Origin of the sequence: Streptosporangium roseum DSM 43021 (assembly GCF_000024865.1) — a bacterium.
Lineage (GTDB): Bacteria > Actinomycetota > Actinomycetes > Streptosporangiales > Streptosporangiaceae > Streptosporangium > Streptosporangium roseum.
The window spans coordinates 1,976,385-1,999,727 of sequence record NC_013595.1 but is presented as its reverse complement, the minus strand read 5'-3'; the positions used below and the strand labels follow the sequence as shown (position 1 = coordinate 1,999,727).

Genomic DNA, 23,343 nt, shown 5'->3' with positions numbered 1-23,343 from the left:
TACTCAACTTCCGATCGCGTACGAGTGGCGCGGCTGCCACGACAACCAGACGGCGTCACCGCGTTCTGCCGTACTCGTGCTGTCAAGCGCGTTCTGCTGGAACACGGTGACCTCGGCACCATCTGCCAGGCTCACCGCGTAACTGTTGTAAAGGCCCAAGTAGACCACTTCGGACACGATGCCCGGCACGACGCTGAGGTCGCCCGCCGGCTCCTCCGTGGAGATGGTGATCTTCTCGGGGCGCACGGTGACCGCGACCGGATCGGCGACCTGGAAACCGTCCCCCGCCACCAGGACCCGGCCCTCCTGCCCCAGCCTCAGTACGGCGGAGCCGGAGACGATCCGGTCCACGGTGCCGCTGAGGAGGTTGGAGGTGCCGATGAAGCCCGCCACGAACGCGGTGGACGGGCTCTCGTAGATCTCGCGGGGCGAGGCGAGCTGCTCGACCAGGCCGTCGTTCATGACGGCGATGCGGTCGCTCATGGTGAGCGCCTCGCTCTGGTCGTGCGTGACGTAGACGAACGTGATGCCGACCTCGCGCTGGATCCGCTTGAGCTCGATCTGCATGGCCTGGCGGAGCTTGAGGTCCAGGGCGCCCAGGGGCTCGTCCAGCAGGAGCGCGCGGGGCTTGTTGACGAGGGCGCGGGCCAGGGCGACCCGCTGCTGCTGGCCGCCGGACATCTCCCGGGGGCGGCGCTTCTCGCGGCCGGTGAGGGCCACGATCTCCAGCATCTCGCCGACGCGCCGCTTGATCTCGGCCTCGCCGATCTTCTTGCGCCTGAGGCCGAAGGCGACGTTCTCCCAGACGTTCATGTGCGGGAACAGCGCGTAGGACTGGAACACCATGTTCACGTCGCGCTTGTTGGGAGGGACGTTGGTCACGTCCTGGCCGTGCAGCCGCACCGTGCCGCGCGACGGATCCTCGAACCCGGCGATCATGCGCATCGTGGTGGTCTTGCCGCATCCGGAGGGCCCGAGGAGCGAGAAGAACTCGCCCTCGGTGATCGTCAGGGTCACTCCCTTTACCGCCTGGACGACTTCTCCGTGGGCGAGGTACTCCTTGACGACTCCGTCGAGCTCGATGGCGGGCACCTGGGCGGAGGTGGAGGCGGCGGCGGCCGCCTCCGTACCCGCCTGGATATCGGTCATACCAGGCTTATTCCCTCTGTTCGCGGCTATTCGCCGATGTAGTGCATTACATGCTTAACGCGGAGGTAATCGTGCAACCCGAAGACGGAAAGGTCCTTGCCGTATCCGGAGTGCTTGAAGCCACCGTGAGGCATCTCTGAGACAAACGGGATATGAGTGTTGACCCATACGACGCCAAAGTCGAGACGCTTCGACATCCGCATGGCCCGGCCGTGGTCGGAGGTCCACACCGAGCTCGACAGGCCGTACCTGACGCCGTTGGCCTTGGCCACCGCGTCGGCCTCGTCGGAGAAGGTCTGGACGGTGATGACGGGCCCGAAGACCTCGTTCTGCACCATCTCGTCGTCCTGCTGGAGGCCGTCGACGATGGTGGGAGCGAAGAAGTAGCCCTTGTCGCCGACCTGGTGACCGCCGGTCAGGACCTTGGCGTGGCCGGGGACCCGGTCGAAGAAGGCCGCGACGCGGGCGAGCTGGCCGGCGTTGTTGAGCGGGCCGTAGAGGGCGTCCTCGTTGGACAGGTCGCCGGTCACGGTGCCCGCGGCCGCCTCGGTGAGCGCGGCCACGAACTCGTCGTGGACGTCCTCGTGGACCAGCACGCGGCAGGCCGCGGTGCAGTCCTGGCCGCCGTTGTAGAGACCGGCCGTGGCGATGGCCTCGGCGGCGGCCTTGAGGTCCTTGACGTCGTCGAAGACGACGACGGGGGCCTTGCCGCCGAGCTCCAGGTGGACCCGCTTGAGGTCCTCGGCCGCGGACTTGGCCACGGCCATGCCCGCACCGACCGAACCGGTGATCGCGACCATCTGCGCGGTCGGGTGGCCGACGACGAGGGCGCCGGTCTCGCGGTCGCCGACGACGACGTTGAAGACGCCCTTCGGCAGGATCTCCCCGAGGATCTCGGCCAGCTTGACCGTGGAGACCGGGGTGGTGTCGGAGGGCTTGAGCACGATGGTGTTGCCCGCGGCGAGCGCGGGGGCGATCTTCCAGACCGCCATCATCATCGGGTAGTTCCAGGGCGTGACCTGGCCCACGACGCCGATCGGCTCGTGCCGGATGACGGAGGTGTGGTCGGCGAGGAACTCGCCCGACGTCGGGCCCTCCAGGGTGCGCGCCGCGCCCGCGAAGAAGCGGAAGTGGTCGGCGGCCACCGGAGTCTCGTCCTCGGCCATGCGGGCACGCGGCTTGCCGGTGTTGAGGCACTCGGCCTCGTTCAGCTCCTCGGCGCGGGCGTCGACGGCGTCGGCCACCTTGAGCAGCAGGTTGGCCCGCTCACCCGGGGTGAGCTGACTCCACGACTCGAAGGCGGCGGCTGCGGCGGCGTAGGCTTCGTCGACGTCCTCCGGACCGGAGATCGGCGCCTGAAGGTAGGCCTCTCCGGTGCAGGGGTCGATGACATCGGAGAATCGGCCGCTCTTGGCGTCCACGAACTCACCATTGATGTAGTTGCGCAGACGGGTGGGCTCATGGTTCTCAACCGGGGTGGTCAACGTTGACCTCCTTGCACAGTGGGGCCGAGTTGTCGCGACTCTTACAGAGTAGGTGCCACGCGACAAGGGATTTCGTTGTGAAGATACCAAATTGCTACGAATTCGCTTGACAGAGGCTCAAGAACTGACACCATGTCGCATCGGAGCCGCAACATGACGGCAACAGCCCCGCAACATGACGCCAGGGAGCGCGGATGACGACGCCGCCCAAGGTACGCCGCGAAAACGACGCCAGGCCAGGTCCCGTCGTCCTCGACGAGATCTCCAAGCAGATCGTCGAACAGTTGCAGGGCGACGGGCGCAAGCCGTACGCCGCCATCGGGAAGGCCGTGGGCCTGTCCGAGGCGGCGGTCCGCCAGCGGGTCCAGCGCCTGCTCGACGCGGGAGTCATGCAGATCGTCGCGGTCACCGACCCGCTGACCCTGGGATTCCCCCGCCAGGCCATGATCGGCATCAAGTGCGAGGGCGACCTGGAGATCGTGGCCGACGAGCTGTCGGCCATCGCGGAGATCGACTACGTCGTCCTGACCGCCGGATCCCTCGACATCATGGTCGAGGTCGTCTGCGAGAGCGACCAGCACCTCCTGGAGATCCTCGGCAAGATCCGCGCCATCCCCACCGTGCGCGCGACGGAGACCTTCGTCTACCTCAAGCTCCACAAGCAGACCTACTCCTGGGGCACTCGCTAGCCTCCGCGCGCGACGGCCTCACACCCTCTCCGCCGCCAGGGGCTCGGCCAAGAGACCGGTGATGGCCGGGATCTCGGCGTCGGAGGCGCGGACCAGGCGCGGCCCGGCCGGGCCGTAGACCCCGCGAGGCTCGGGGAAGGACGCCAGCAGCGCCAGGTAGAGCACGGCCGCGATCGCCAGGCCCAGCGGGAGGGAGATGTCGACGCCGCCGGCGAGGCCGCCGAGCGGGCCGACGAACTGGCCGGGGATGTTGACGAAAAGGATGGCCACGACCGCGGCGAGGAGCCAGGCGGTCATGCCGCGCCAGTTCCAGCCATGGGTGAACCAGTAGCGCCCGCCGCGCTGGCGGCGGTTGAAGACCTGCAGGGCCTCCGGGTCGTACCAGCCCCGGCGGGTCACGTAGCCGAGCATCATGATCACCATCCAGGGAGCGGTGCAGGTGATGATCAGGGTGGCGAAGGTGGAGATGCTCTGGGTCAGGTTGAGCGCGAACCGGCCGAGGAAGATGAAGCCGATCGACAGCACGCCGATGAGCACCGTCGCCTGCACCCGGGTGAAGCGCGGGAAGACGCTGGAGAAGTCCAGGCCGGTGCCGTACAGCGCGGTGGTGCCGGTCGACATGCCGCCGATCAGGGCGATCAGGCAGACCGGCAGGAAGTACCAGCCGGGTGAGACCGCCAGCAGGCCGCCGACGTAGTTGGGGGCGGCCGGGTCGACGTACTCGGCGGCCTTGGTCGCGATGATCGAGGCGGTGGCCAGGCCGAAGAAGAACGGCAGGATCGTGGCCAGCTGGGCCAGGAAGGCCGCGCCCATCACCCGGGTGCGGGGCGTCGCCGCGGGGATGTAGCGCGACCAGTCGCCGAGGAAGGCGCCGAAGGAGATCGGGTTGGAGAGCACGATCAGGGCGGCGCCGATGAACGACGGCCAGAACGCCGGATCGGCCGTGGAGGCGAACACCCCCGGGTAGGAGGGGTCGAAGTCGCCGGCGAAGGCGAAGGCGCCGAGCACGAACAGCACCGAGGCGGCCACCACCGCGACCTTGTTGACCAGCAGCATGAAGCGGAAGCCGTACACGCAGACGGCCAGGACCAGCCCGGCGAACAGCGCGTACGCCAGGCCGTAGGAGAAACCGGACTCCGGCAGGCCGACCAGCCGGTGCGCGCCGCCGACCAGGGCGTCGCCGGAGGACCAGACCGAGATCGAGAAGAACGCGATCGCGGTCAGCAGGGACAGGAACGAGCCGACCACACGGCCGTGCACGCCCAGGTGCGCCGAGGAGGAGACGGCATTGTTGGTGCCGTTCACCGGGCCGAAGACGGCCAGCGGCGCGAGGATCAGCGAGCCGACCACCAGGCCCAGCAGGGTCGCCGAGAGCCCCTGCCAGAAGGAGAGGCCGAACAGGATGGGGAACGCGCCGAGCACGCACGTGGCGAAGGTGTTCGCGCCGCCGAACGCCAGGCGGAACAGGTCGAGCGGGCGGGCGGTGCGGTCGGCGTCCGGGATGCGCTCGACGCCGTACTGCTCGATCTCGGTGATGGAGGGGGGCTGGCTCATGGGGTCTTCTCCAGGGAGGGCGCGGACAGGGCCAGCAGGCTGACGAGGTCGTAGGCGACGTGGGAGGCGGCGACCGAGGTGATCTCGGCGTGGTCGTAGGCGGGGGCGACCTCGACCACGTCGGCCCCGACCAGGTTGGCCCCGGCCAGGCCGCGCAGGATCTCCAGCAGCTCGCGGCTGGTCAGGCCGCCCGCCTCCGGGGTGCCGGTGCCGGGGGCGTGCGCGGGGTCGAGCACGTCGATGTCGATGGACAGGTACAGCGGGCGGCCGCCGATCCGCTGCCTGAGCGCGTCCACGACCTCGTCCACACCCCGGCGCATCACGTCGGCCGAGGTCACGACGCCGAAGCCCAGGCGCCTGTCGTCTTCGAGGTCCTTCTTGCCGTACAGCGGGCCGCGCGTGCCGACGTGACTGAGCGCCTCGGTGTCGAGAATGCCCTCCTCGACGGCCCGGCGGAACGGCGTGCCGTGGGTGTACTCGGCGCCGAAGTAGGTGTCCCAGGTGTCGAGGTGGGCGTCGAAGTGGAGCAGCGCCACCGGACCGTGCCTCCTGGCGAGGGAGCGGAGCAGGGGCAGCGCGATCGTGTGGTCGCCGCCGATCGTCACCAGCCGAGCCCCGGTGTCCTGGAGCTCGCCCGCGGCGTGCTCGATCGTCTCGACCGCCTCGCCGATGTCGAACGGGTTGCAGGCGATGTCGCCGGCGTCGGCCACCTGCAGCGCGGCGAACGGCGAGACGTCCAGGCCCGGGTGGTACGGCCGGAGCAGGCGGCTGGCCTCGCGGACGGCCGAGGGGCCGAAACGGGCGCCGGGCCGGTAGGAGACCCCGCTGTCGAAGGGCACTCCGACCACGGCCACGTCGCAGCGGCCGACCTCGTCCAGACGCGGCAGCCGCGCGAAGGTGGCCGGGCCCGCGAAACGCGGGATGCGGGAGGAGTCGACGGGCCCCCGGGTCTCGGTCATGCGGCGCGGTCCTTTCGCGAAATACCTGGTCAGAGAGATGTTTGGGTCAGTCTGCGATGTTTCGCCCACTCTATGCAACTGTGTGGTCAACGAAGAGCTACGGTGTTTCTTGTGGCTGAACACAAACTCACCGTCGAGGACCTGACCCGGTTCCCCGCCCTGCAACTGCGTGTCATGGCCGGTGAGGCCGGGCTGACGCGGTCGGTCTCCTGGGCGCACGTCAGCGAGCTCGACGACCCCACCCCCTGGCTGCTCGGTGCCGAGGTCATCATGACGACGGGCATCGCGATCCCCCGCTCCGCCGCGCGGCAGCGGGCCTACCTCGAACGGCTCGACGACGCCGGGGTGTCCGGGCTGGCCCTGTCCGCGCAGCTCCACGTGCCGCCGCTGCACGAGGCGTTCTTCGCCGCGGCCGAGGAGCGGAGCATGCCGGTGCTCGAAGTGCCGCTGGCGGTGCCGTTCATCGCCATCGCCCAGGAGGTGGCGGCCGCCGTGCAGGAGGACGCCCGGCAGCGGCTCGGCGCGCAGCTCCAGGTCTTCGGCGCGCTGCGCTGGCTGGCCTCGGAGGACCTGGACACCGCGACGCTGTTCCGCAGGCTGGAGCGGCTGTCCGGCTACGAGGTGTACCTGTGCACGCCGCAGGGGCGCCCGCTGCTGCCCGGCGTCCCGGCGCCCGATCCCGGGGTGCTTCCGGCGTCGGCGGACGCTCCCCCGACGATCCCCGGCGGTTTCGCGCTGCCGGTGCCGGCGCCGGGCGGCCCCGCGGGGTTCCTGGTCGCCTTCGAGAGGGAGGGCGCGCGGCCCGCCGGGCTGGCGGTGGTGCAGCACATCGCCACCGTCGCCGCGCTGCGGGTGGCGATGGTCCGCCACGAGCGCGAGACGCTGCGGCGCGAGGGCGCCGAGATCCTCGCCGAGCTCCTGCAGGACGTGCTCGACCCGGCCACGGCCCGGCGACGGCTGATCCGGCTGGGGCTCCCCGCCGAGGAGCTCGTCCTGCTGACGGTCCGCGGAGTGCCCGACGACGCGCTGCTCCGCGCCCTCGACGACCACCCCTGCCTCCTGCTCCGCCAGGGCGACGACCGCCACGTGCTCGGCTCGGCGGAGCTGGGTACGGCCGTCGCCGCCCTGCCCGCCGCCGCGGCCGGGATGAGCAGGCCGTTCCCGGCCGGGACGTCGCTGCGGGTGGCCCAGCGGGAGGCGGCGTGGGCGGCGTCCCGGGCCGCCGAGTCCGGCCAGCCGCTGATCCGCTACGGCGACGACACCACCGGAAGGTGGCTGCCGGAGGACCCATCGGTGCTGGCCTCGCTGGTGGAGCACGTGCTCGGCGAGGTGCTCCGCTACGACGCGGCCCACGACTCCCGGCTGCTGACCTCGGTCCGCACGTGGATGGAGCGGGACCGGCGCACCGAGGACGCGGCGGCGGCGCTGCACGTACACCCCAACACGCTGGCCTACCGGCTGCGCAGGTTCACCGCGCTGACCGGCCGCGACCTGTCGTCCACCGGGGCGTTCGCCGAGGTCTGGCTGGCGGTCCGGGCCGCCGGGCAGCTCGGCCTGACCGACTGAGGCACCCGCCCGGCCGTCCTGGCGTCACCCGGACCGGAGTCGCGGCGATGCGACGGCCCGGAGCCGGCGCGATGCGACGGCCCGGAGCCGGCGTGATGCGACGGACCGGCGCAGCGTGATGGGACGGACCGGCGTCGCGGCGATGGGACGGCCCGGCGCCGGCGTGACGGAACGGCCCGGAGTCGAAGCGATGCGACGGCCCGGAGTGGACGTGACGGAACGGCCCGGAGTCATGGCGATGCGACGGCCCGGCGCCACCGGAATGCCACGGCGCGGTCCGGCGTCACCGGCCGAGGTGCGCCTCCAGGACACCGGCGAGGTCGGTGAGGAACTCGTCCACCTCGCTGACGGCGTAGCCGGGCTTGAGTATCACCGTGGCGAACCTGGCGGCGCGCACGTCGCCGGGCGTGAGGGGCTGGTCGGTCGTGCCGCGCAGGGTGGCGACGACCCGGTCGAGGAAGGCGTCCACCTGGTCCTCGTTGTAGCCCATGCCCAGCCGTCCCGCCCGGAAGGCGGCCCGCTCCACCCTGGCCGTGTGCTCCTCGGACGTCACATGCTCCTCGAACGCCGCGGGCGCCTCCTCGGCCGCGGGCGGGAAGTCACCGGCCCGCGCCCCCTCACCGGCGGACCAAGGATCGGCTGGGGACCGAGGATCGGCAGCGGACGGGAGACCACCGGCGGGCACATAAGACCCATCCGCCCATCCGGCCTGCCCGGCGGACATACGCGGCTCACCGCCCCGGACGTCCTCCCCGGCGGACATGTGTGGCTCACCGGCCCACCCGCTCTCCCCGGCGAACATATGCGGCTCATCGCCCCGGATGCCTTCTCCGGCGGACATGTGTGGCTCACCGCCCCACCCGCCCTCCCCGGCGGCCGTACGGAACTCACCGGCCCGGACGTCCTCCCAGGCAGGCGTGTGAGACTCACCGGCCCACCTGTCCTCACCAGCGGATATATGAGGCTCACCGCCCCACTCGGCCTCCCCGGCAGGCGCGTGGGGCTCACCGCCCCACCCGCTCTCCCCGGCGGCCGTACGAAGCTCACCGGCCCGGACGTCCTCTCCGGCGGCCGTACGGAGCTCACCGGCCCGGACGTCCTCTCCGGCGGGCGCACGGAGCTCGGCGGACCCCGGGCTCTCCCCGGCGGGCACGGGCGGCCGCTCTCGCCTCGGCCGCGGTCGGGGCGGCACCGGCCTGTGGCTCTCGGCGGGCCGGGTCTCGACCGCCACGATGAAGGCCTCCAGCGCGAAGTCCACGGCCATCTCGTTGTAGCCGCCGAGTTTCGTGCGGAACCGGGCGTCGCGGATCTCGTCGGCGGTGATCGGCTCGCCGTCCAGGGAACCCCGGCCGAGGGTGCCCTCGATCCGACGGATCAGGGCATCGACCTGGTCGGGGTCATATCCGGCACGCACTCCCAGCACCCGTGGAAAACGATTCAACCCCGGATCCCTTCTCGTCCCGTTTTCGGTGTCCCCATTCTGATAGGACACGGCCGGTAAAGCGAGTGATCGCGGTAGGGTGACGGCCTATGCGGCTTTCCCAAGTGTCCTTCCGATACTCACGCCGCAGCCCCTGGATCCTGCGGGACGTCGAGCTCACGCTCCGCCCGGGTTCCGTCATCGAGGTCACCGGCCGCAACGGCGCGGGCAAGTCCACCCTGCTGCGCCTGCTCGCCGGGATCATCCCCCCGACCCGGGGCACGGTCGCCGACCGGCCCCGCGTCGTCGGCTACGCCCCCGATGTCTTCCCCGTGGACCAGCCGTTCACCGTCACCGCCTACCTGACCCACATGGCCAGGGTCCGGGGCGTCTCCCCCGCCTCGGCCGGCGAGCTGGCCGGACGGCTGAACGCCACCCACCTGATGGACCAGCCGGTCGGCGACCTGTCCAAGGGCAGCGCCCAGAAGGTCGGGCTGATCCAGTCGCTGCTGGCCCCACCCGGCCTGCTGATCCTGGACGAGCCCTTCGCCGGGCTGGACGAGCAGACCCGCATCGAACTCCCCGTCATCATCGGCGAGATCGCCGCGGGCGGCGGGACGGTCGTGGTCAGCGACCACCAGAACCAGCTCCAGAACTTCCCGGGGGCCGACCACTGGCTGGTCGGCGCCGGCGCGGTCACCGCCCAGACCGGCGAGCGGCCGGCACAGGCGGTCATCGAGGTGCTCGTGGACGCCGCCGAGGCCGACGAGGTCGAGCAGAAACTCCGCGCCGACGGCTATACCACCAGGCGGGCCTCGTGACGGCCGGAACATCTCCGCCGGATACCCATGCCTCCGGCTCCGGCTCCGGCTCCGGCTCCGGCTCCGAGAAGCCTCCCACCACGGCGCACCGGCCCCCGGCGGCCGGAGCGCACCGATGATCTCCCCGCGGCACACCGGCACGCGGCGCATGCCCGGGAGGGGCCGATGACCGCCCTCGTCCGCTTCAAGCTGGCCGCCTACGCCCGGTCACACCGGCTTTTCCAGCCGATGATCGGGCTGTTCGCGATGCTGGCCGTCTTCTACTCCTCGGCGGTCCCGCCGGGCAGCGAGCTGTCCTCCTATGCCGACTCGGCCGGGCTGCTCGTCGTCGTCTTCGCCTGGGCCGCCCGGGGACTGCTCGACACCGAGCCGGCGACGCAGCGGCTGATCTCGATGACGGCGGCCGGCAGGCCCGGCCGGGAGGTCGGCGCCGGCCTGCTCGCCGCGCTCGCCGTCAACCTCGGGATGGCGGCGATCGCGGTCGCGATGCCGCTGGTCATCGGCTTCGCCGCCATGCCGTCCCCTGGCGACCTGGCCCAGGGCATCGCGCTGCACCTGCTCGGCCTGATTGCCGGGACGGCGCTGGGCACGCTGACCAGCAGGCCGATCCTGCCCTCCCCCGCCGCCTCGATGCTGGCCCTGTTCGGCGGCTACCTGGCCCTGCTGCTGATCAGCCTCACCCCGGTGGGCCGTTTCACGGTGCCGATCATGCCGTGGATGCGCGCGGCGAACGACGGCGCGCTCGGCGAGGCCCTGCCCATGCTCGCCGCCGCGACGCTCTTCTGGAGCGTCGCCGGAGTGGCCGCCTACGTACGGCTGCGCCGTACCCGCCCCTGAGCGGCCGGGCATCGGCCGAGCCGGCTCCCGGGGCCGTCTGTCCGGGACGGCCCGAGGCCCCGCCGCCCGCTTCCGAGGACTTCGACGAGGGAACGGCCGGCCCCGGCGTGGCCCCGGACCTCGCATGATCAACATGTTGCCGCGCCGATGGTCAGCGGCGAGACATGGCGATTTAATACCTTTGATTCTGGTGCGTCGTAAGTGGCATGCGAGGCTGGAGTGATGACGTGACCGCGACACCCGAAGGTGACGAGCTCACCGGCACCGGAGAGGCCGCCGGAGGATTGGTGGGCGCCGTCGTGAGCGAGGACGGCCTGCTGGCCAGGCTGCGGCTGGACGCGCGGGCGATGCGTTTCGGGTCCCAGGACCTGGCGGACCATATCGTCTCCGCCGTACGGGCGGCGCAGCAGGATCGGCTGGAGCGGATGGGCGAGCCCGCCGCGTCCCCCGAGGAGGGCGTGCTCCCGGAGGAGTTCATGCGCCGCCTGGACGACATGGAGGTCCAGGCCGCCCACGATTTCGCCCGATTGACGGCGAGCCTCGACGAGACACTTCGCCGCCTGGAGGAAAGGTGAGATGTCACGACAAACGATGAGATCGCATGGGATATGGATGGTCGGCAGGCATCCGGCCAGAGGTTCCGTACGCTGACAGACGAGCAGCAGCAGTCCCACCAGAGCCTCCGAGCACAGATGGGCGACGGAAATCCGTTGCCCTATCCGGAGTTCGCCGGCCCCTATCAGGAATTCATCGGCGCGCTGTGCGGTGGCTCCGAGGAGTTGACCACCGAGTGGGGCGGGGTCGGAGACGGCCAGGGCGGTCCAGTCAAACCTGGTTGCGGTCCGGCCGCAGGTGACCTAGGTTGCTGCCAACGCGTCGACGGAGACGAGTAGTCCGGGAACAGCGCGGGTCAGAGAGCCACCGGTAGCTGCGAAGGTGGCCTCGCACCCCCGGGCGAAGACACTCCTGAGCGCGGGGAGGAACGGCCCGCCGCATGCCGGCCGGGTCCAATGCCCCGCCGGCCGGCCCCCGTCACCGGGCCAGAACGAGGCCGCCGCCTCACCGGGTCCACCGAGCGGCGGTGGCGAAAGTGCGGTGGCACCGCGAGTTCCCTTCTCGCCCGCACTCCCAAGGGATCAGTTCATGCTCCGTGAGGGAATGTGATGATCCATCGAGTCCTCGCCGCCGACCTGCCCCGGCACGTCGGCCGCCATGTCCGTCTTGCCGGTTGGCTGCATCGCCGCCGCGACCTGAAGTCCGTCTCCTTCCTCGTGATCCGTGACCGCTCCGGCCTCGCCCAGGTCGTGCTCGGCCAGCCCGTGCCGTACCCCGAGGAGACGGTCCTGCAGATCAGTGGCACCGTGGTCGCGAACCCGCAGGCCCCGGGCGGCGCCGAGCTGACCGGTCCGACGATCGAGGTGCTGGCCGAGGCGGTGGAGCCGCCGCCGTTCGACCTCTACCGGCCCACGGTCCCGGCGACGCTGCCGACGGTCCTCGACCACGCCCCGGTCGCGCTCCGCCATCCCCGGCTACGGGCGCCCTTCGAGATCGCCGCGGCCGGCGTCGCCGGGTTCCGCGCCGCACTGGACGGGCTCGGGTTCGTCGAGAGCCAGACTCCGAAGATCGTCGGCACCGCCACCGAGTCGGGGGCCAACGTGTTCGGCATCGACTACTTCGGCCGTCCCGCCTTCCTCGCCCAGTCGCCGCAGTTCTTCAAGCAGGCGCTGGTCGGGGTCTTCGAGCGGGTCTACGAGGTGGGACCGGTCTTCCGGGCCGAGCCGCACGACACCGCCCGGCATCTGGCGCAGTACACCAGCCTGGACGCCGAGCTGGGATTCGTCCGCGACCACCGCGACGTGATGGCGGTGCTGCGGGAGGCCCTGGCGGGCATGCACGCGGCGGCGGCCGAGCGGGCCACCGGGGCCCTGGAACTGCTGGGGATCGAACCGCCCGAGGTCCCCGGGGAGATCCCGGCGATCCACTTCGCCGACGCGCAGGAACTGCTGGCCCGGCACACCGGTGAGGACCCGCGAGGGGAGCCCGACCTCGCCCCCGCGCACGAGCGCTGGCTGGGTGAGTGGGCGTTGCGCGAGCACGGCTCGGAGTTCCTGTTCGTCACCGGTTACCCGATGGTCAAACGCCCCTTCTACACGCACCCGGACCCGGAACGACCGGAGTTCTCGCGGAGCTTCGACCTGCTCTTCCGGGGGCTGGAGCTGGTCACCGGCGGGCAGCGGCTGCACCGGCACGCCGACTACCTCGCGGCGCTGGCCGTCCGGGGCGAGGACCCGCAGGCGTATGCGGGCTATCTGGCCGCCTTCGCCCACGGCATGCCTCCGCACGGTGGCTTCGCGATCGGCCTGGAGCGCTGGACCTCACGGTTGACGGGGGCCGCCAACATCAGGCAGACCACGCTGTTCCCCCGGGACCTGCACCGCCTGACGCCGTAGAGGTTCTTCGCGCCCGCCGTACGGTCCCCCGTACGGCGGGCGGGAGGGCTACTCGGCGGCGGCGAGCTGGCCGCAGGCGCCGTCGATCTCGCGGCCCCGGGTGTCGCGGACGGTCACCGGGACGCCGTGGAACTCCAGGCGGCGGACGAAGGCCCGCTCGTCCTCGGGACGGGAGGCCGTCCACTTCGAGCCGGGGGTGGGGTTGAGCGGGATCAGGTTGACGTGCACCAGCTTGTTCTTGATGAGCTTGCCGAGCAGGTCGGCCCGCCATTCCTGGTCGTTGATGTCCTTGATCAACGCGTACTCGATGGAGACGCGGCGCTTGGTCGTGGCCGCGTAGTTCCAGGCCGCGTCGAGGACCTCGGCGACCTTCCAGCGGGTGTTGATCGGCACCAGGGTGTCGCGGAGCTCGTCGTCGGGCGCGTGCAGGGAGAGCGCCAGCGTCACCGGCAGTCCCTCGGCGGCGAGCTTGCCGATCGCGGGGACCAGGCCGACGGTGGAGACCGTGACGCCCCGGGCGGAGATGCCCAGGCCGTCGGGCGAGGGCTCGACCATCCGGCGCACGGCGCCGATCACGGCCTTGTAGTTGGCCAGCGGCTCGCCCATGCCCATGAAGACCACGTTGCTGACCCGTCCGGGGCCGCCGGGGACCTCGCCGGCGGCCAGGGCCCGCGCACCGGCGACGACCTGCTCGACGATCTCGGCGGTGGTCATGTTGCGGGTCAGACCGGCCTGGCCGGTGGCGCAGAACGGGCAGTTCATGCCGCAGCCTGCCTGGGAGGACACGCACATGGTGGTGCGGTCGGTGTAACGCATGAGGACCGACTCGACCAGCGCGCCGTCGAACAGCCGCCACAGGGTCTTGCGGGTGGTGCCGGCGTCGGTCGTCATCTCCCGGACCGAGGTCAGCAGCTTGGGGAACAGCGCGGCGGCGAACTTCTCCCTGGCCGTGGCCGGCAGGTCCGTCATGAGCTCGGGATCGCCGTTGAGCTTCTCGAAGTAGTGCCGGGAGAGCTGGTCGGCGCGGAACGGCTTCTCACCCAGCTCGGCGACGACCGCCCGGCGCTCGGCCATGGTCAGGTCGGCCAGGTGGCGCGCGGGCTTCGCCCTGCGAGGCGCCACGAAGGTGAGCTGGCCGGGTGCGGGGGTCCCGGGCGGGCTGACAGTCGACAAGTCCAACGCCTTCTCTCGACGGTTACTCGAAGCGGTACTCGACTCTGATCTAGAGTCCGGAGGTATGGCGACAATCCGCCCCTCAGGCGAGCGGGGAGACGGCGTCGAGGTCGTGCTCACCGACATCAATCCCTACGGGAGCCGCACCCTGGTGGTCGAACGCGACGAGACTTCCTCGGTAGCTTACCTGTGCGGGCCCGGAGGCATGGTGCACGGAGCGGTATGGCTGGCCAACCACGGCCCGGCCCCGGAGGCGATCGACCAGAGACGCCTGACCTCCGAGCTGCCTCCGGCGGCGCCCCGGGCGAACACCCGGCACCCCGACGGCCGGCCTCCGCTGGGCGCGCTGCGACCGCTGTGGTTCGAGGAGGGCGACGGCGTCGCCCTGTACGAGAACGACGAACTGCTCGCGGTCATTCCTGGCTGGGCGGACATGGGCAGGGGCATGCCGGGCTACTCCCGCGACGCGGTGGGCGAGTCGCCGTTCGCCTGGTCGCTGGAGGAGGCCCACGAGGGGCTGGTCCCCCGCCTGGCGAAGGCCCGCGCCTACTGGGACTGGCGGGGCGGCGACGGCGCCTGGGCCTCGTTCCAGCAGTTCGTGATGGGCCATCTGGACCGGGCGGTCGGGACGGCGGGCCGGTTCTGGGACGCGGGCGGCGACCGGCTGCCCACGGTCGGCATCACCGAACGGCCGCCGGAAGGGGAGCGGGAGCACACGATCCTGTCCACGGTGGGGATGAGCTGCCAGCGGATGCCCACCGTGGAGCAGTACATCGACCGGCCGGACGCCTACGCCCGGGTGGAGCTCGCCGTCGCCACCCCCGGTGACGCGCGGGACGCGGCACGGCTGTTCCTGTGGCTGGGCCAGTACCCCTGGCATTCGGTCACCTGGCTGGGACACGGTCACACCGCGAAGTGGTATCACCGGCCGGAGACGTTCCCGCTCGGCTCCGCCTACAGCGGCGTCATCATGCTGACCGGGCTACCCGGCCTGCCCGACCTGTCGGGCTTCACCTTCGGCGGTGACGCCGTGCAGTGGCTCTGGCTGGTCCCGATCACCACCGGCGAGCTGCGCCTGGTCGCGGAGAACGGCTACCGGACGCTGCTCCCCCGCCTCTCGGCCGACCGGCTCACCCGGGCGGGATGACCGGCTCACCCGAGCGAGGACGGACGGCTCACGCAGGCTGGGTGACCGCACCGCGCGGCCCGGGAACGGTGGCCGGCATCGCTCGCACGGGCCGGGCGATCGGCGTCAGACGAGCTCAGACGAGCTCAGACGAGCTCAGACGAGCAGGGTGAGCAGCACCCAGACCGGGATCAGCGCGGCGACGAGGGAGTCGAGCCGGTCCATCAGACCGCCGTGGCCGGGCAGCACGCTGCCCATGTCCTTGACCCCGAGGTCTCGCTTGATCACCGACTCGACCAGGTCGCCGAGGGTGGCGAAGACCACCACGACGGCACCGATCAGCACGCCCTTCCAGACATCGTCCTCCAGCAGCCACGCCACCAGCCAGCCGCCCACGGCCATGCACGCCAGCGCGGACCCGGCGAAGCCCTCCCAGGTCTTCTTCGGGCTGATCAGCGGGGACATCTTGTGCTTGCCCAGAGAGATTCCCGCGAAATATCCGCCTATGTCACTCGCGACGGTGGTGGCGATGAAGACGACCACCCGGTCGGGACCGTCGAGCGGATGCGCGAGCAGCAATGCCACGAACGCGGCGAGCAACGAGGGGTAGACCGTGACCAGGATGGTCGCGGTCGTGTCGCGGACGTAGCCCTCGGTGCCCTGGAACATCCGCCACATCATCAGCACGAGCACCGTCATCGCGAAGACGCCGACCAGCCAGGCGGGACCGCCGTAGTAGGCGCCGACCACCATGGCGGCCATCCCGGCCAGGACCGGGATCAGCGGGACGGTGATGTCCCGGGCGGCGAACGATCGGACCAGTTCCATCACGCCGATGCCCACCGCCGCGATCACCACGGCCAGGAAGAGCACTTCGACAAAGTAGAGGGAGCCGATGGCCAAGGCTCCCAGACCGGCACCCACCGCGATCGCGACGGGAAGATTCCGGCCGGTACGGCTACCGCCCGCCGCAGATTCCAAGGGGGTCCTACTCTCATGCACAAAATCCTTGTCCCGCGCGGGCCTCCCGCGCGAGACAAGGATGAGGGGGCTCAGACTTCGAGCAGCTCGGCTTCCTTGTGCTTGAGCAGCTCATCGATCTTGGCTACGTGCTTCTGGGTGAGGTCGTCGAGCTCCTTCTCCGCACGACGCACCTCGTCCTCGCCCGCCTCGCTGTCCTTGACCATCTTGTCGAGGGTCTCCTTGGCGTTGCGGCGGATGTTGCGGATGGAGACCTTCGACTGCTCCGCCTTGTTCCGGGCGACCTTGATGTACTCCCTGCGGCGCTCCTCCGACAGCTCCGGGAAGGCCACACGGATGACCTGGCCGTCGTTGCCGGGGTTGACGCCGAGATCGGAGTTGCGGATCGCCTTCTCGATCGCGGCCATCGAGCCCTTGTCGAAGGGCTGGATGATGACCATGCGAGCCTCGGGGACGTGGAACGAGGCCAGTTGCTGAATGGGAGTGGGCGTCCCGTAGTACTCAGCGCTGATCTTGTTGAACATCGACGGGGTGACGCGGCCCGTGCGGATACCGGCGAAGTCGTCCTTCGCCACCGACACTGCCTTGTCCATCTTTTCCTCGGCTTCGAGGAGGGTATCGTCGATCACAGCGGCTCCCTGTCTTCTCGGTCACTCACCATTGTTCACGCGCTTCGCGGGACGTTCCTACGTCGCGTACCGCTCCGCCCGCTACGTCAGGTTCGCTCCCTATTTCCCTGCCGGACTCACCAGCGTGCCGATCTTCTCACCGTGCACCGCCCGCAGGATGTTGCCCTCACCCATGAGGTCGAAGACCACGATGGGCAGGCCGTTGTCCATGCACAGGCTGATGGCGGTGGCGTCCATGACACCGAGACCGCGGGTCAGCACCTCACCATATTCGAGGTGGTCGAACCGGACGGCGTCGGGGTTCTTCCTGGGGTCGGAGTCGTAGACGCCGTCCACCTGGGTGCCCTTGAGCAGCGCCTCGGCACCGATCTCCAGTGCGCGCTGCGCGGCACAGGTGTCGGTGGAGAAGAACGGCGAACCGAGCCCGGCCCCGAAGATGACCACGCGCCCCTTCTCCAGGTGGCGGATGGCGCGGCGGGGCAGGAAGGGCTCCGCGACCTGCTGCATGGTGATGGCCGTCTGGACGCGGGTCTCGATGCCCCGCTTCTCCAGGAAGTCCTGAAGGGCCAGGCAGTTGATCACTGTGCCGAGCATGCCCATGTAGTCGGCCCGGGCGCGGTCCATGCCGCGCTCGGACAGGGCGGCGCCACGGAACATGTTGCCACCGCCGACCACGACCGCGACCTGCACGCCCTTGCGGACGGCCTCGGCGATCGAGTCGGCCAGGTGACCGACCACAGCGGGGTCGATGCCCAGCGGCTCGCTGCCGGCGAACGCCTCGCCCGACAGCTTCAACATGACCCGCTTCCAACGGAGCGGGCCCGAATACGACGAAACCGCCGACGTAGCGGGTTCTGAGTTCTCCGACACGGCGGCGGCCTCCTCGTTTAGTGCTCTGCTGCTGAGAGAAGCTGAGTCAAGACTAAGCCTGGCCGACCTTGAAGCGGACGAAGGCCTCGACCTTGACACCGTTCTCGTTGGCGAACTTTGCGATGGACTTCTTGTTGTCCTTCACGAAGGCCTGCTCAAGCAGGGTGAAGTCCTTGTACCAGCCGTTGATGCGACCGTCGACGATCTTGCCGATAGCGGCCTCGGGCTTGCCCTCCTCGCGGGTCATCTCCTCGAAGAGCGCGCGCTCCTTCTCGATGACGTCGGCGGGGACCGCATCCGGGTTGAGGTACTTCGGAGCCATCGCGGCGGCGTGCTGCGCGATGTCCTTGGCGACCTGGGCGTTGGCGGTGTCGAGCTGCACGAGCACGCCGACCGCCGGCGGAAGCTGCGGGTCGGTCTTGTGCATGTAGGAGCCGATGAAGCCACCCTCGAGCACCGCGAAGCGGCGGATCTCGATCTTCTCGCCGAGCGCGGCGTTGGCCTCGTCCAGGTGCTCCTTGACGGACTTGCCGTCGAGGACGGACTCAAGCAGGGCGGGCACGTCGGCCGGCTTGGTGTCCAGGATGTGCTCGACGACCTGGGCGGCAAGCTCCTGGAAGCGCTCGCCCTTGGCGACGAAGTCGGTCTCGCAGTTGAGCTCGAGCAGCGCGGCGGCGGAGTCGCCGGCCTGCTTCAGGGCGACCAGGCCGTTGGAGGCGGTGCGAGCCTCACGCTTGCCGACGTCCTTGGCGCCCTTGAGGCGCAGGAGCTCGACGGCGCGGTCGAAGTCGCCCTCGGACTCCTCAAGAGCCTTCTTGCAGTCCATCATGCCGGCGGCGGTCAGCTCACGAAGCCGCTTGACGTCGGCCATGTTCACGGAAGCCATTGTCTTTTCCTCGCGGGGATCATCACTGATCTCAGAAGTCGGCATGAGATCAGGTGGCTGGGTGGGTCGGGTGGATGCGCTCGCCTGAGCGCATCCACCCGGAAGGGTCTTGCGGGTCGTACGGCCAGGCCGTACGGAAGGGCCTAGGCCTGCTTCTCGGTGCCCTCGGCCTCGGCGGTCTCGACCTCGGCGTCGTTCTCGGCGACCGGAGCAGCCTCAACCTCAGCCTCGGCCTCGGCGGCCGGGGCCTCGGCGGTCTCGGCCTCGGCGGCCGGAGCCTCAGCAGCCGGAGCCTCGGCGGCCGGAGCGGCCTCGGCGCCGGCGAGGAGCTCCTGCTCCCACTCGGCGAGCGGCTCGGCGCCACCGGCGACGGCCGGCTTGTCGTCGCCGCGGTTGGCGCCGGCGCGGGCCATGAGGCCGGCGGCGACGGCGTCGGCGACGACGCGGGTCAGCAGGCCGACGGCGCGGATGGCGTCGTCGTTACCCGGGATCGGGTAGTCGACCTCGTCCGGGTCACAGTTGGTGTCGAGGATCGCGACGACCGGGATGTTCAGCTTGCGGGCCTCGCTGATCCCGATGTGCTCCTTCTTGGTGTCGACGACCCACACCGCACTGGGAACGCGGGACATGTCGCGGATACCGCCGAGGGTGCGCTCCAGCTTCTCCTTCTCACGACGGCGCATGAGGAGCTCCTTCTTGGTGAGCCCCGACGCGGCGACGTTGTCGAAGTCGAGCTCCTCGAGCTCCTTCAGACGCTGAAGCCTCTTGTGCACGGTGGAGAAGTTGGTGAGCATGCCACCCAGCCAGCGCTGGTTGACATACGGCATGCCGACACGCGCCGCCTGCTCGGCGATGGCCTCCTGGGCCTGCTTCTTCGTGCCGATGAACATGATCGTGCCGCCGTGCGCGACGGTCTCCTTGACGAAGTCGTAGGCCCGGTCGATGAAGGCCAGCGACTTCTGCAGGTCGATGATGTAGATGCCGTTGCGCTCGGTGAAGATGAAGCGCTTCATCTTCGGGTTCCAGCGGCGGGTCTGGTGACCGAAGTGAACGCCGCTCTCGAGCAGCTGTCGCATGGTGACGACGGGGGTGGACATGTGATTGTCCTCCAGGTCGGGGCGCCCGTCCGGGCGCTGTTCTCGGTTGACGCGGCAGCCTGCGGCTGTCGCCCTGATGCCCCGAACCGGCTCCAGCCGGGCTCTCACCCGGACCGAGGGAACGGTTCTTGACGGGGCATGCGAAGTCGGCCTGTGAGTGACAGGCCATCGAAAAGTGTACCCGTAGCCGGGCCTCGCCCTGACCTCAGCGCGTCAAGAGCGCCCTATCGTTCCCGGCCGTTTCCGGAGGGATCCATGGCGGCCGCCCTCGTTTCGGATCATTCCCGGGGGAGCCCGTGCGGCCGGCGCTCGACACGGGGGAAGAGGCTCACCTGCGCCTCGGAGATCCGCGCCCCGGCTGGCGCCTGGGACCGCTGCCGGACGGTCGCGCGATAGGGGGAGAGCAGCTCGTCGATCTGCTCGTTCAGCCGTCCGAGCTCCTCGGCGTCGACCAGCAGGACCTGGCGGTTGAACATCGAGGCCTTCCGCCACTCGGGAGGCTCGCGGTCGTAGTTGCCCAGGGCCCGGGTCATCTCGTCGGCCGCCTGGTCGCGCACGGCCTTGATCAGCAGATCCTTGGCCGCCCGGACCTCCGGCCGGTCATCGGGTTCGTTGCTGACGGTAAAGCCGCCCGGAGTGGACCTCCACAACCTCTCCCTGCCGTCGCCGCGCGCCGGCGCGTCCTCGGCGAAGCCGTACTTGGCGAGCATGCGCAGGTGGTAGCTCGCCGCGCTCGGCGTGACCCCGACGACGTCGGCGACCTCGGTCGCGGTGGCGGGCCCCTCGGACTGGAGCCGGTTCAGGATGGCGAGCCGCGCCGGATGCGCCAGCGCGCGCATCGCCGTGGGGTCGGTGAGCGGCCTGCGTGCCTCGGTCATGTACAAACCGTACCCACTTTCGGTCTGAAGGATTGCCTTCATAACTATGAAGGATTATCTTCATACTTGTGAAGCCTTCCCTTCAGAAAGCGGTGTGACTCACATGTTCCAGCCCATCCCCCTGCGCAAACAGCGCGACTACCGGCTGCTGCTGTCCGCCCGCGCCGTCTCCGAGACCGGGGCCGAGGTCACCCGGCTGGCCGTGCCGCTGACCGCCGCCACCCTGCTCGGCGCCTCCCCCGCCCAGATGGGCATGCTCACCGCCGCCGCCTCGCTGCCCTACCTGCTGATCGGGCTCCAGGCGGGCGCGGTCGCCGACCGGATGCGGCGGCACCGCCCGGTCATGATCGGCTGCGAGCTGGTCTCGGCCGGCGTGATCGCCACGATCCCCGCGGCCTGGATCGCCGGGCTGCTGACCGTGCCGTGGCTGATCGCGGTGACGTTCGTCGTCGGCACCTGCTCGGTGATCTTCCGGGCCTTCAACTTCCCCCACCTGGCCGTGGTGGTCCACGAGAGCCAGCGCCCCCAGGCCCTGGCCGGGTTCCAGTCGGCCCACTCGCTCGCGGTCGTCGGCGGGCCCGGTCTTTCCGGCCTGCTGGTCCAGACCGTCACCGCGCCCTTCGCGATGCTGATCGACGCGGTGTCCTTCCTGGTCTCGGCGCTCCTGATCCGCGGCATCAAGGCACCGGAGACCCACACGCCCGCTCCCCCGCGCGGCATATGGACAGAGATCCGTGAGGGCCTGCGCGCCGTGGTCGTGGACCCGGCCCTGCGCGCGCTCTGCGGCTCCGGAATCACGATCAACTTCTTCGGCAGCGCCTACATGGCACTCTTCGTGATCTACGCGCTCACCGTCCTGAACCTGCCCGCCGGAATGGTCGGCGTGATCACCGCGTGCTTCGGCGTAGGCGGCCTGCTGGGCGCCCTCATCACCTCCCGCCTGGTCAAGCGGGTCGGCGAGAACCGGATGCTGACCTGCTCGGTGCTGCTGTTCCCGCTCGACTTCGTGGTCGCCGCCCTCGCCTCCGGGCCGGTCTGGGCCAAGTTCGCCCTCATGTCCGCCAGCGCGCTCATCAGCGGCGCGGCCGTCATCTCCTTCTCCATCTGCTTCGGCGCGATCACCCTCAGGGAGGCTCCCGCGGAGCTGCGCGGCCGGATCAACGCCACGATGGGCTTCGCCATGCAGGGCGTCCTCGCCCTCGGAGGTCTCTTCGGCGGCCTCATGGGCGAGCTGCTGGGTCTGCGCCCGGTGCTGTGGATGTGCGCGGCGGGGGTGGCGCTCATCATGATCCCGACGATCTGGCTCTCCCCGCTGCGCCACTCCTCCGCACAGCGAACACGATGACCCCGGCGACCAGCCAGACCAGACCGACGAGTTTGGCGAGGGGACTGGCCAGGGCGATGATCCAGATCGCGACCAGCGCTCCGGCGACCGGCACCAGCAGGTGCCGCAGCCAGTCCCGGCTCCCTCGCCGGATCCGGAAATACCCGATCACGGAGGCGTGCAGCATCGCGAACGCCGACAGCGCGCCGATGTCCACGATCGAGACCAGCACGTCGAGGCCGTCGTCCCGGCTCGCCGCCCAGACGGAGACCACCAGCGTGATCGCCCCGGCGCTGAGCAGCGCCACCCGAGGCGTCCCCGACCGGGGATCCACCGATGACAGCGCGCGGGGCAGCCCGCCGCCCCTGGCCATGCCGTACAGCAGCCGCCCGGCCGCCGCCACCGCGGCCATCGCGGCGAACGCCGGGCCCACCGCCTTGGCGATCTTCATGAGGGTGGCCAGCCAGGGTGAGACCGCCTCGCCGGTCACGTCGTAGAAGGCGGTGCCCTGCGCGGCCGGATGCGCGGCCAGTTCCGCCGGGGGCACCGGGTCCAGCACCCCGGCCAGGTAGGTCTGGACCGCGAACAGCACCCCGGCCACCCCAAGGCAGAGCAGCACCGCCCTGCCCACCTGGCGGGAGTCGCCGCTCGTCTCCTCGGCGAAGGAGGCGATGGCGTCGAAACCGAGGAACGACAGGACCGCCACCGAGACGGCCCCGATCACCGCGGCCACCGTGGTCCCCCCGACCCCGATGAACGGCGACAGCCACGGCCTGGAAGGCCCCTCCCCGACCAGCACGGCCACCGCCATGACCACGAACACGGCCAGCACCGTCACCTCGGCGAGGAGCACCACGAGGCCCACCCGGGCGGCCAGCCGTACTCCGGAGACGTTCAGCGTGGTGGTCACCGCGAAGGCCAGCGCCGTGAAGGCCCAGGCGGGAACCGCCGGGAACAGCGCGTGCAGCGCGATCCCGGAGAACAGGTACGCCACGCTGGGGATGAGCAGATAGTCGAGCATCACCAGCCAACCGGCCAGGAACCCGGCACCGGCCCCCAGCCCCGCCGACGCGTAGGCGAACACCGACCCCGCCTCCGGCACCACCCGTGACATCTGCGCGTAGGAGATGGCGGTGAAGGCCATGGCGATCGTGGCGACGACGTAGACGAGAGCCACCGCGCCGTTGCTCTTGGCGTCGAGCACCCCGAACACGCCCACCGGAGCCAGCGGCCCGATGAACAGCAGCCCATAGACGATCAGGTCCCGAGCCGAGAGCGTACGGCGCAGCGCCCCCTGCTCCTTCACCCCGTGTTCTTCCACGTCAATCCCCTTGTTCGAGGCTACGGGGAACCACCCGGCCGCCCGGAGAGCGGGTGCTCCACCCGCCTTCCGCCGCGAAGGCCGGGACGGAACGGGGACGACGGAGGCGGCGGGACAGGGGTGCCGCGA

The 23,343-nt window shown here is 70.4% G+C and carries 21 protein-coding genes; 8 read left to right on the top strand and 13 right to left on the bottom strand.

Annotated features, from left to right (window positions below):
- Nucleotides 1-3 precede the first annotated feature (3 nt).
- Entirely contained in the window at nucleotides 4-1,149 is a 1,146-nt protein-coding gene (locus SROS_RS09070; protein ID WP_012888614.1) for an ABC transporter ATP-binding protein, read from the bottom strand.
- A 26-nt stretch (nucleotides 1,150-1,175) separates the two neighbouring features.
- Entirely contained in the window at nucleotides 1,176-2,633 is a 1,458-nt protein-coding gene (locus tag SROS_RS09065; protein WP_012888613.1) for a gamma-aminobutyraldehyde dehydrogenase, read from the bottom strand.
- Nucleotides 2,634-2,827: 194 nt separating this feature from the next.
- Here SROS_RS09065 and SROS_RS09060 point away from each other — a divergent pair, with 194 nt between their 5' ends.
- Nucleotides 2,828-3,322 carry an Lrp/AsnC family transcriptional regulator gene (locus SROS_RS09060; protein WP_012888612.1) on the top strand — a complete coding sequence of 165 codons (495 nt, stop codon included), beginning with the start codon at nucleotides 2,828-2,830 and terminating at the stop codon, nucleotides 3,320-3,322.
- Nucleotides 3,323-3,340: 18 nt separating this feature from the next.
- Here the strand turns inward: SROS_RS09060 and SROS_RS09055 are convergent, their stop codons facing one another.
- Complete coding sequence (locus tag SROS_RS09055; protein WP_012888611.1) at nucleotides 3,341-4,876, bottom strand: purine-cytosine permease family protein; 1,536 nt, start codon at nucleotides 4,874-4,876, stop codon at nucleotides 3,341-3,343.
- A complete protein-coding gene (speB, locus tag SROS_RS09050) occupies nucleotides 4,873-5,835 on the bottom strand; it encodes an agmatinase (protein ID WP_012888610.1) in 963 nt (320 codons plus the stop codon). Before speB ends, SROS_RS09055 begins: the two co-directional genes overlap by 4 nt.
- A gap of 111 nt (nucleotides 5,836-5,946) precedes the next feature.
- On the opposite strand from speB, the gene SROS_RS09045 reads away from it, so the two are divergent.
- The gene (locus SROS_RS09045; RefSeq protein WP_245564594.1) at nucleotides 5,947-7,401 is read left to right on the top strand and encodes a PucR family transcriptional regulator; all 1,455 of its coding nucleotides are present in this window, start codon (nucleotides 5,947-5,949) and stop codon (nucleotides 7,399-7,401) included.
- Between the two features lie 283 nt (nucleotides 7,402-7,684).
- Here the strand turns inward: SROS_RS09045 and SROS_RS09040 are convergent, their stop codons facing one another.
- Complete coding sequence (locus SROS_RS09040) at nucleotides 7,685-8,842, bottom strand: DivIVA domain-containing protein (RefSeq protein WP_012888608.1); 1,158 nt, start codon at nucleotides 8,840-8,842, stop codon at nucleotides 7,685-7,687.
- Between the two features lie 89 nt (nucleotides 8,843-8,931).
- Between SROS_RS09040 and SROS_RS09035 the strand changes: the two genes are divergently transcribed.
- The 4 genes from SROS_RS09035 (at nucleotide 8,932) to aspS (ending at nucleotide 12,929) form a co-directional block, all read left to right on the top strand.
- Nucleotides 8,932-9,642 carry an ATP-binding cassette domain-containing protein gene (locus tag SROS_RS09035; RefSeq protein ID WP_012888607.1) on the top strand — a complete coding sequence of 237 codons (711 nt, stop codon included), beginning with the start codon at nucleotides 8,932-8,934 and terminating at the stop codon, nucleotides 9,640-9,642.
- A 165-nt stretch (nucleotides 9,643-9,807) separates the two neighbouring features.
- On the top strand, nucleotides 9,808-10,479 hold the full coding sequence (locus SROS_RS09030; RefSeq protein WP_012888606.1) for a hypothetical protein: 672 nt from the start codon (nucleotides 9,808-9,810) through the stop codon (nucleotides 10,477-10,479).
- Nucleotides 10,480-10,706: 227 nt separating this feature from the next.
- On the top strand, nucleotides 10,707-11,054 hold the full coding sequence (locus SROS_RS09025) for a YbaB/EbfC family nucleoid-associated protein (protein ID WP_012888605.1): 348 nt from the start codon (nucleotides 10,707-10,709) through the stop codon (nucleotides 11,052-11,054).
- 588 nt (nucleotides 11,055-11,642) lie between these two features.
- Nucleotides 11,643-12,929 carry an aspartate--tRNA(Asn) ligase gene (gene aspS / locus SROS_RS09020; RefSeq protein ID WP_012888603.1) on the top strand — a complete coding sequence of 429 codons (1,287 nt, stop codon included), beginning with the start codon at nucleotides 11,643-11,645 and terminating at the stop codon, nucleotides 12,927-12,929.
- Between the two features lie 48 nt (nucleotides 12,930-12,977).
- Here aspS and rlmN read toward each other — a convergent pair whose 3' ends face one another.
- Nucleotides 12,978-14,102, bottom strand: a complete 1,125-nt coding sequence (gene rlmN, locus SROS_RS09015; protein ID WP_012888602.1) for a dual-specificity RNA methyltransferase RlmN — start codon at nucleotides 14,100-14,102, stop codon at nucleotides 12,978-12,980.
- A 64-nt stretch (nucleotides 14,103-14,166) separates the two neighbouring features.
- On the opposite strand from rlmN, the gene SROS_RS09010 reads away from it, so the two are divergent.
- Nucleotides 14,167-15,249, top strand: a complete 1,083-nt coding sequence (locus SROS_RS09010; RefSeq protein ID WP_012888601.1) for a suppressor of fused domain protein — start codon at nucleotides 14,167-14,169, stop codon at nucleotides 15,247-15,249.
- Between the two features lie 135 nt (nucleotides 15,250-15,384).
- Here the strand turns inward: SROS_RS09010 and SROS_RS09005 are convergent, their stop codons facing one another.
- The 6 genes from SROS_RS09005 to SROS_RS08980 form a co-directional block, all read right to left on the bottom strand.
- The gene (locus tag SROS_RS09005; RefSeq protein WP_245564593.1) at nucleotides 15,385-16,209 is read right to left on the bottom strand and encodes a phosphatidate cytidylyltransferase; all 825 of its coding nucleotides are present in this window, start codon (nucleotides 16,207-16,209) and stop codon (nucleotides 15,385-15,387) included.
- Between the two features lie 71 nt (nucleotides 16,210-16,280).
- Nucleotides 16,281-16,838 (bottom strand): ribosome recycling factor, encoded by a 558-nt coding sequence (frr, locus tag SROS_RS09000; protein WP_012888599.1) that lies wholly within the window; start codon nucleotides 16,836-16,838, stop codon nucleotides 16,281-16,283.
- A gap of 99 nt (nucleotides 16,839-16,937) precedes the next feature.
- Nucleotides 16,938-17,636 carry a UMP kinase gene (pyrH, locus tag SROS_RS08995; protein ID WP_043651628.1) on the bottom strand — a complete coding sequence of 233 codons (699 nt, stop codon included), beginning with the start codon at nucleotides 17,634-17,636 and terminating at the stop codon, nucleotides 16,938-16,940.
- Nucleotides 17,637-17,760: 124 nt separating this feature from the next.
- Nucleotides 17,761-18,594, bottom strand: coding sequence for a translation elongation factor Ts (tsf, locus tag SROS_RS08990; RefSeq protein ID WP_012888597.1), 834 nt, complete (start codon nucleotides 18,592-18,594; stop codon nucleotides 17,761-17,763).
- 143 nt (nucleotides 18,595-18,737) lie between these two features.
- Entirely contained in the window at nucleotides 18,738-19,691 is a 954-nt protein-coding gene (rpsB, locus tag SROS_RS08985) for a 30S ribosomal protein S2 (RefSeq protein ID WP_012888596.1), read from the bottom strand.
- Between the two features lie 278 nt (nucleotides 19,692-19,969).
- A complete protein-coding gene (locus SROS_RS08980; protein WP_043655098.1) occupies nucleotides 19,970-20,569 on the bottom strand; it encodes an ArsR/SmtB family transcription factor in 600 nt (199 codons plus the stop codon).
- 103 nt (nucleotides 20,570-20,672) lie between these two features.
- Here SROS_RS08980 and SROS_RS08975 point away from each other — a divergent pair, with 103 nt between their 5' ends.
- Complete coding sequence (locus tag SROS_RS08975) at nucleotides 20,673-21,914, top strand: MFS transporter (RefSeq protein WP_012888594.1); 1,242 nt, start codon at nucleotides 20,673-20,675, stop codon at nucleotides 21,912-21,914.
- Here SROS_RS08975 and SROS_RS08970 read toward each other — a convergent pair.
- Nucleotides 21,853-23,214: an APC family permease gene (locus tag SROS_RS08970; RefSeq protein WP_218919825.1), complete on the bottom strand. Its 1,362-nt coding sequence runs from the start codon at nucleotides 23,212-23,214 to the stop codon at nucleotides 21,853-21,855. The two genes, SROS_RS08975 and SROS_RS08970, sit on opposite strands and share 62 nt — an antisense overlap.
- Nucleotides 23,215-23,343: the final 129 nt, after the last annotated feature.

Excerpts from the sequence above, each read along its gene's own strand:
- SROS_RS09035 (WP_012888607.1), top strand. The coding sequence starts at position 8,932 with ATGCGGCTTTCCCAAGTGTCCTTCCGATACTCACGCCGCAGCCCCTGG.
- SROS_RS08975 (WP_012888594.1), top strand. The coding sequence starts at position 20,673 with ATGTTCCAGCCCATCCCCCTGCGCAAACAGCGCGACTACCGGCTGCTG.
- pyrH (WP_043651628.1), bottom strand. The coding sequence starts at position 17,636 with ATGTTGAAGCTGTCGGGCGAGGCGTTCGCCGGCAGCGAGCCGCTGGGC.
- SROS_RS09060 (WP_012888612.1), top strand. The coding sequence starts at position 2,828 with ATGACGACGCCGCCCAAGGTACGCCGCGAAAACGACGCCAGGCCAGGT.
- SROS_RS09030 (WP_012888606.1), top strand. The coding sequence starts at position 9,808 with ATGACCGCCCTCGTCCGCTTCAAGCTGGCCGCCTACGCCCGGTCACAC.
- rpsB (WP_012888596.1), bottom strand. The coding sequence starts at position 19,691 with ATGTCCACCCCCGTCGTCACCATGCGACAGCTGCTCGAGAGCGGCGTT.
- SROS_RS09055 (WP_012888611.1), bottom strand. The coding sequence starts at position 4,876 with ATGAGCCAGCCCCCCTCCATCACCGAGATCGAGCAGTACGGCGTCGAG.
- speB (WP_012888610.1), bottom strand. The coding sequence starts at position 5,835 with ATGACCGAGACCCGGGGGCCCGTCGACTCCTCCCGCATCCCGCGTTTC.
- tsf (WP_012888597.1), bottom strand. The coding sequence starts at position 18,594 with ATGGCTTCCGTGAACATGGCCGACGTCAAGCGGCTTCGTGAGCTGACC.
- SROS_RS08980 (WP_043655098.1), bottom strand. The coding sequence starts at position 20,569 with ATGACCGAGGCACGCAGGCCGCTCACCGACCCCACGGCGATGCGCGCG.
- aspS (WP_012888603.1), top strand. The coding sequence starts at position 11,643 with ATGATCCATCGAGTCCTCGCCGCCGACCTGCCCCGGCACGTCGGCCGC.
- SROS_RS09070 (WP_012888614.1), bottom strand. The coding sequence starts at position 1,149 with ATGACCGATATCCAGGCGGGTACGGAGGCGGCCGCCGCCGCCTCCACC.
- SROS_RS09010 (WP_012888601.1), top strand. The coding sequence starts at position 14,167 with ATGGCGACAATCCGCCCCTCAGGCGAGCGGGGAGACGGCGTCGAGGTC.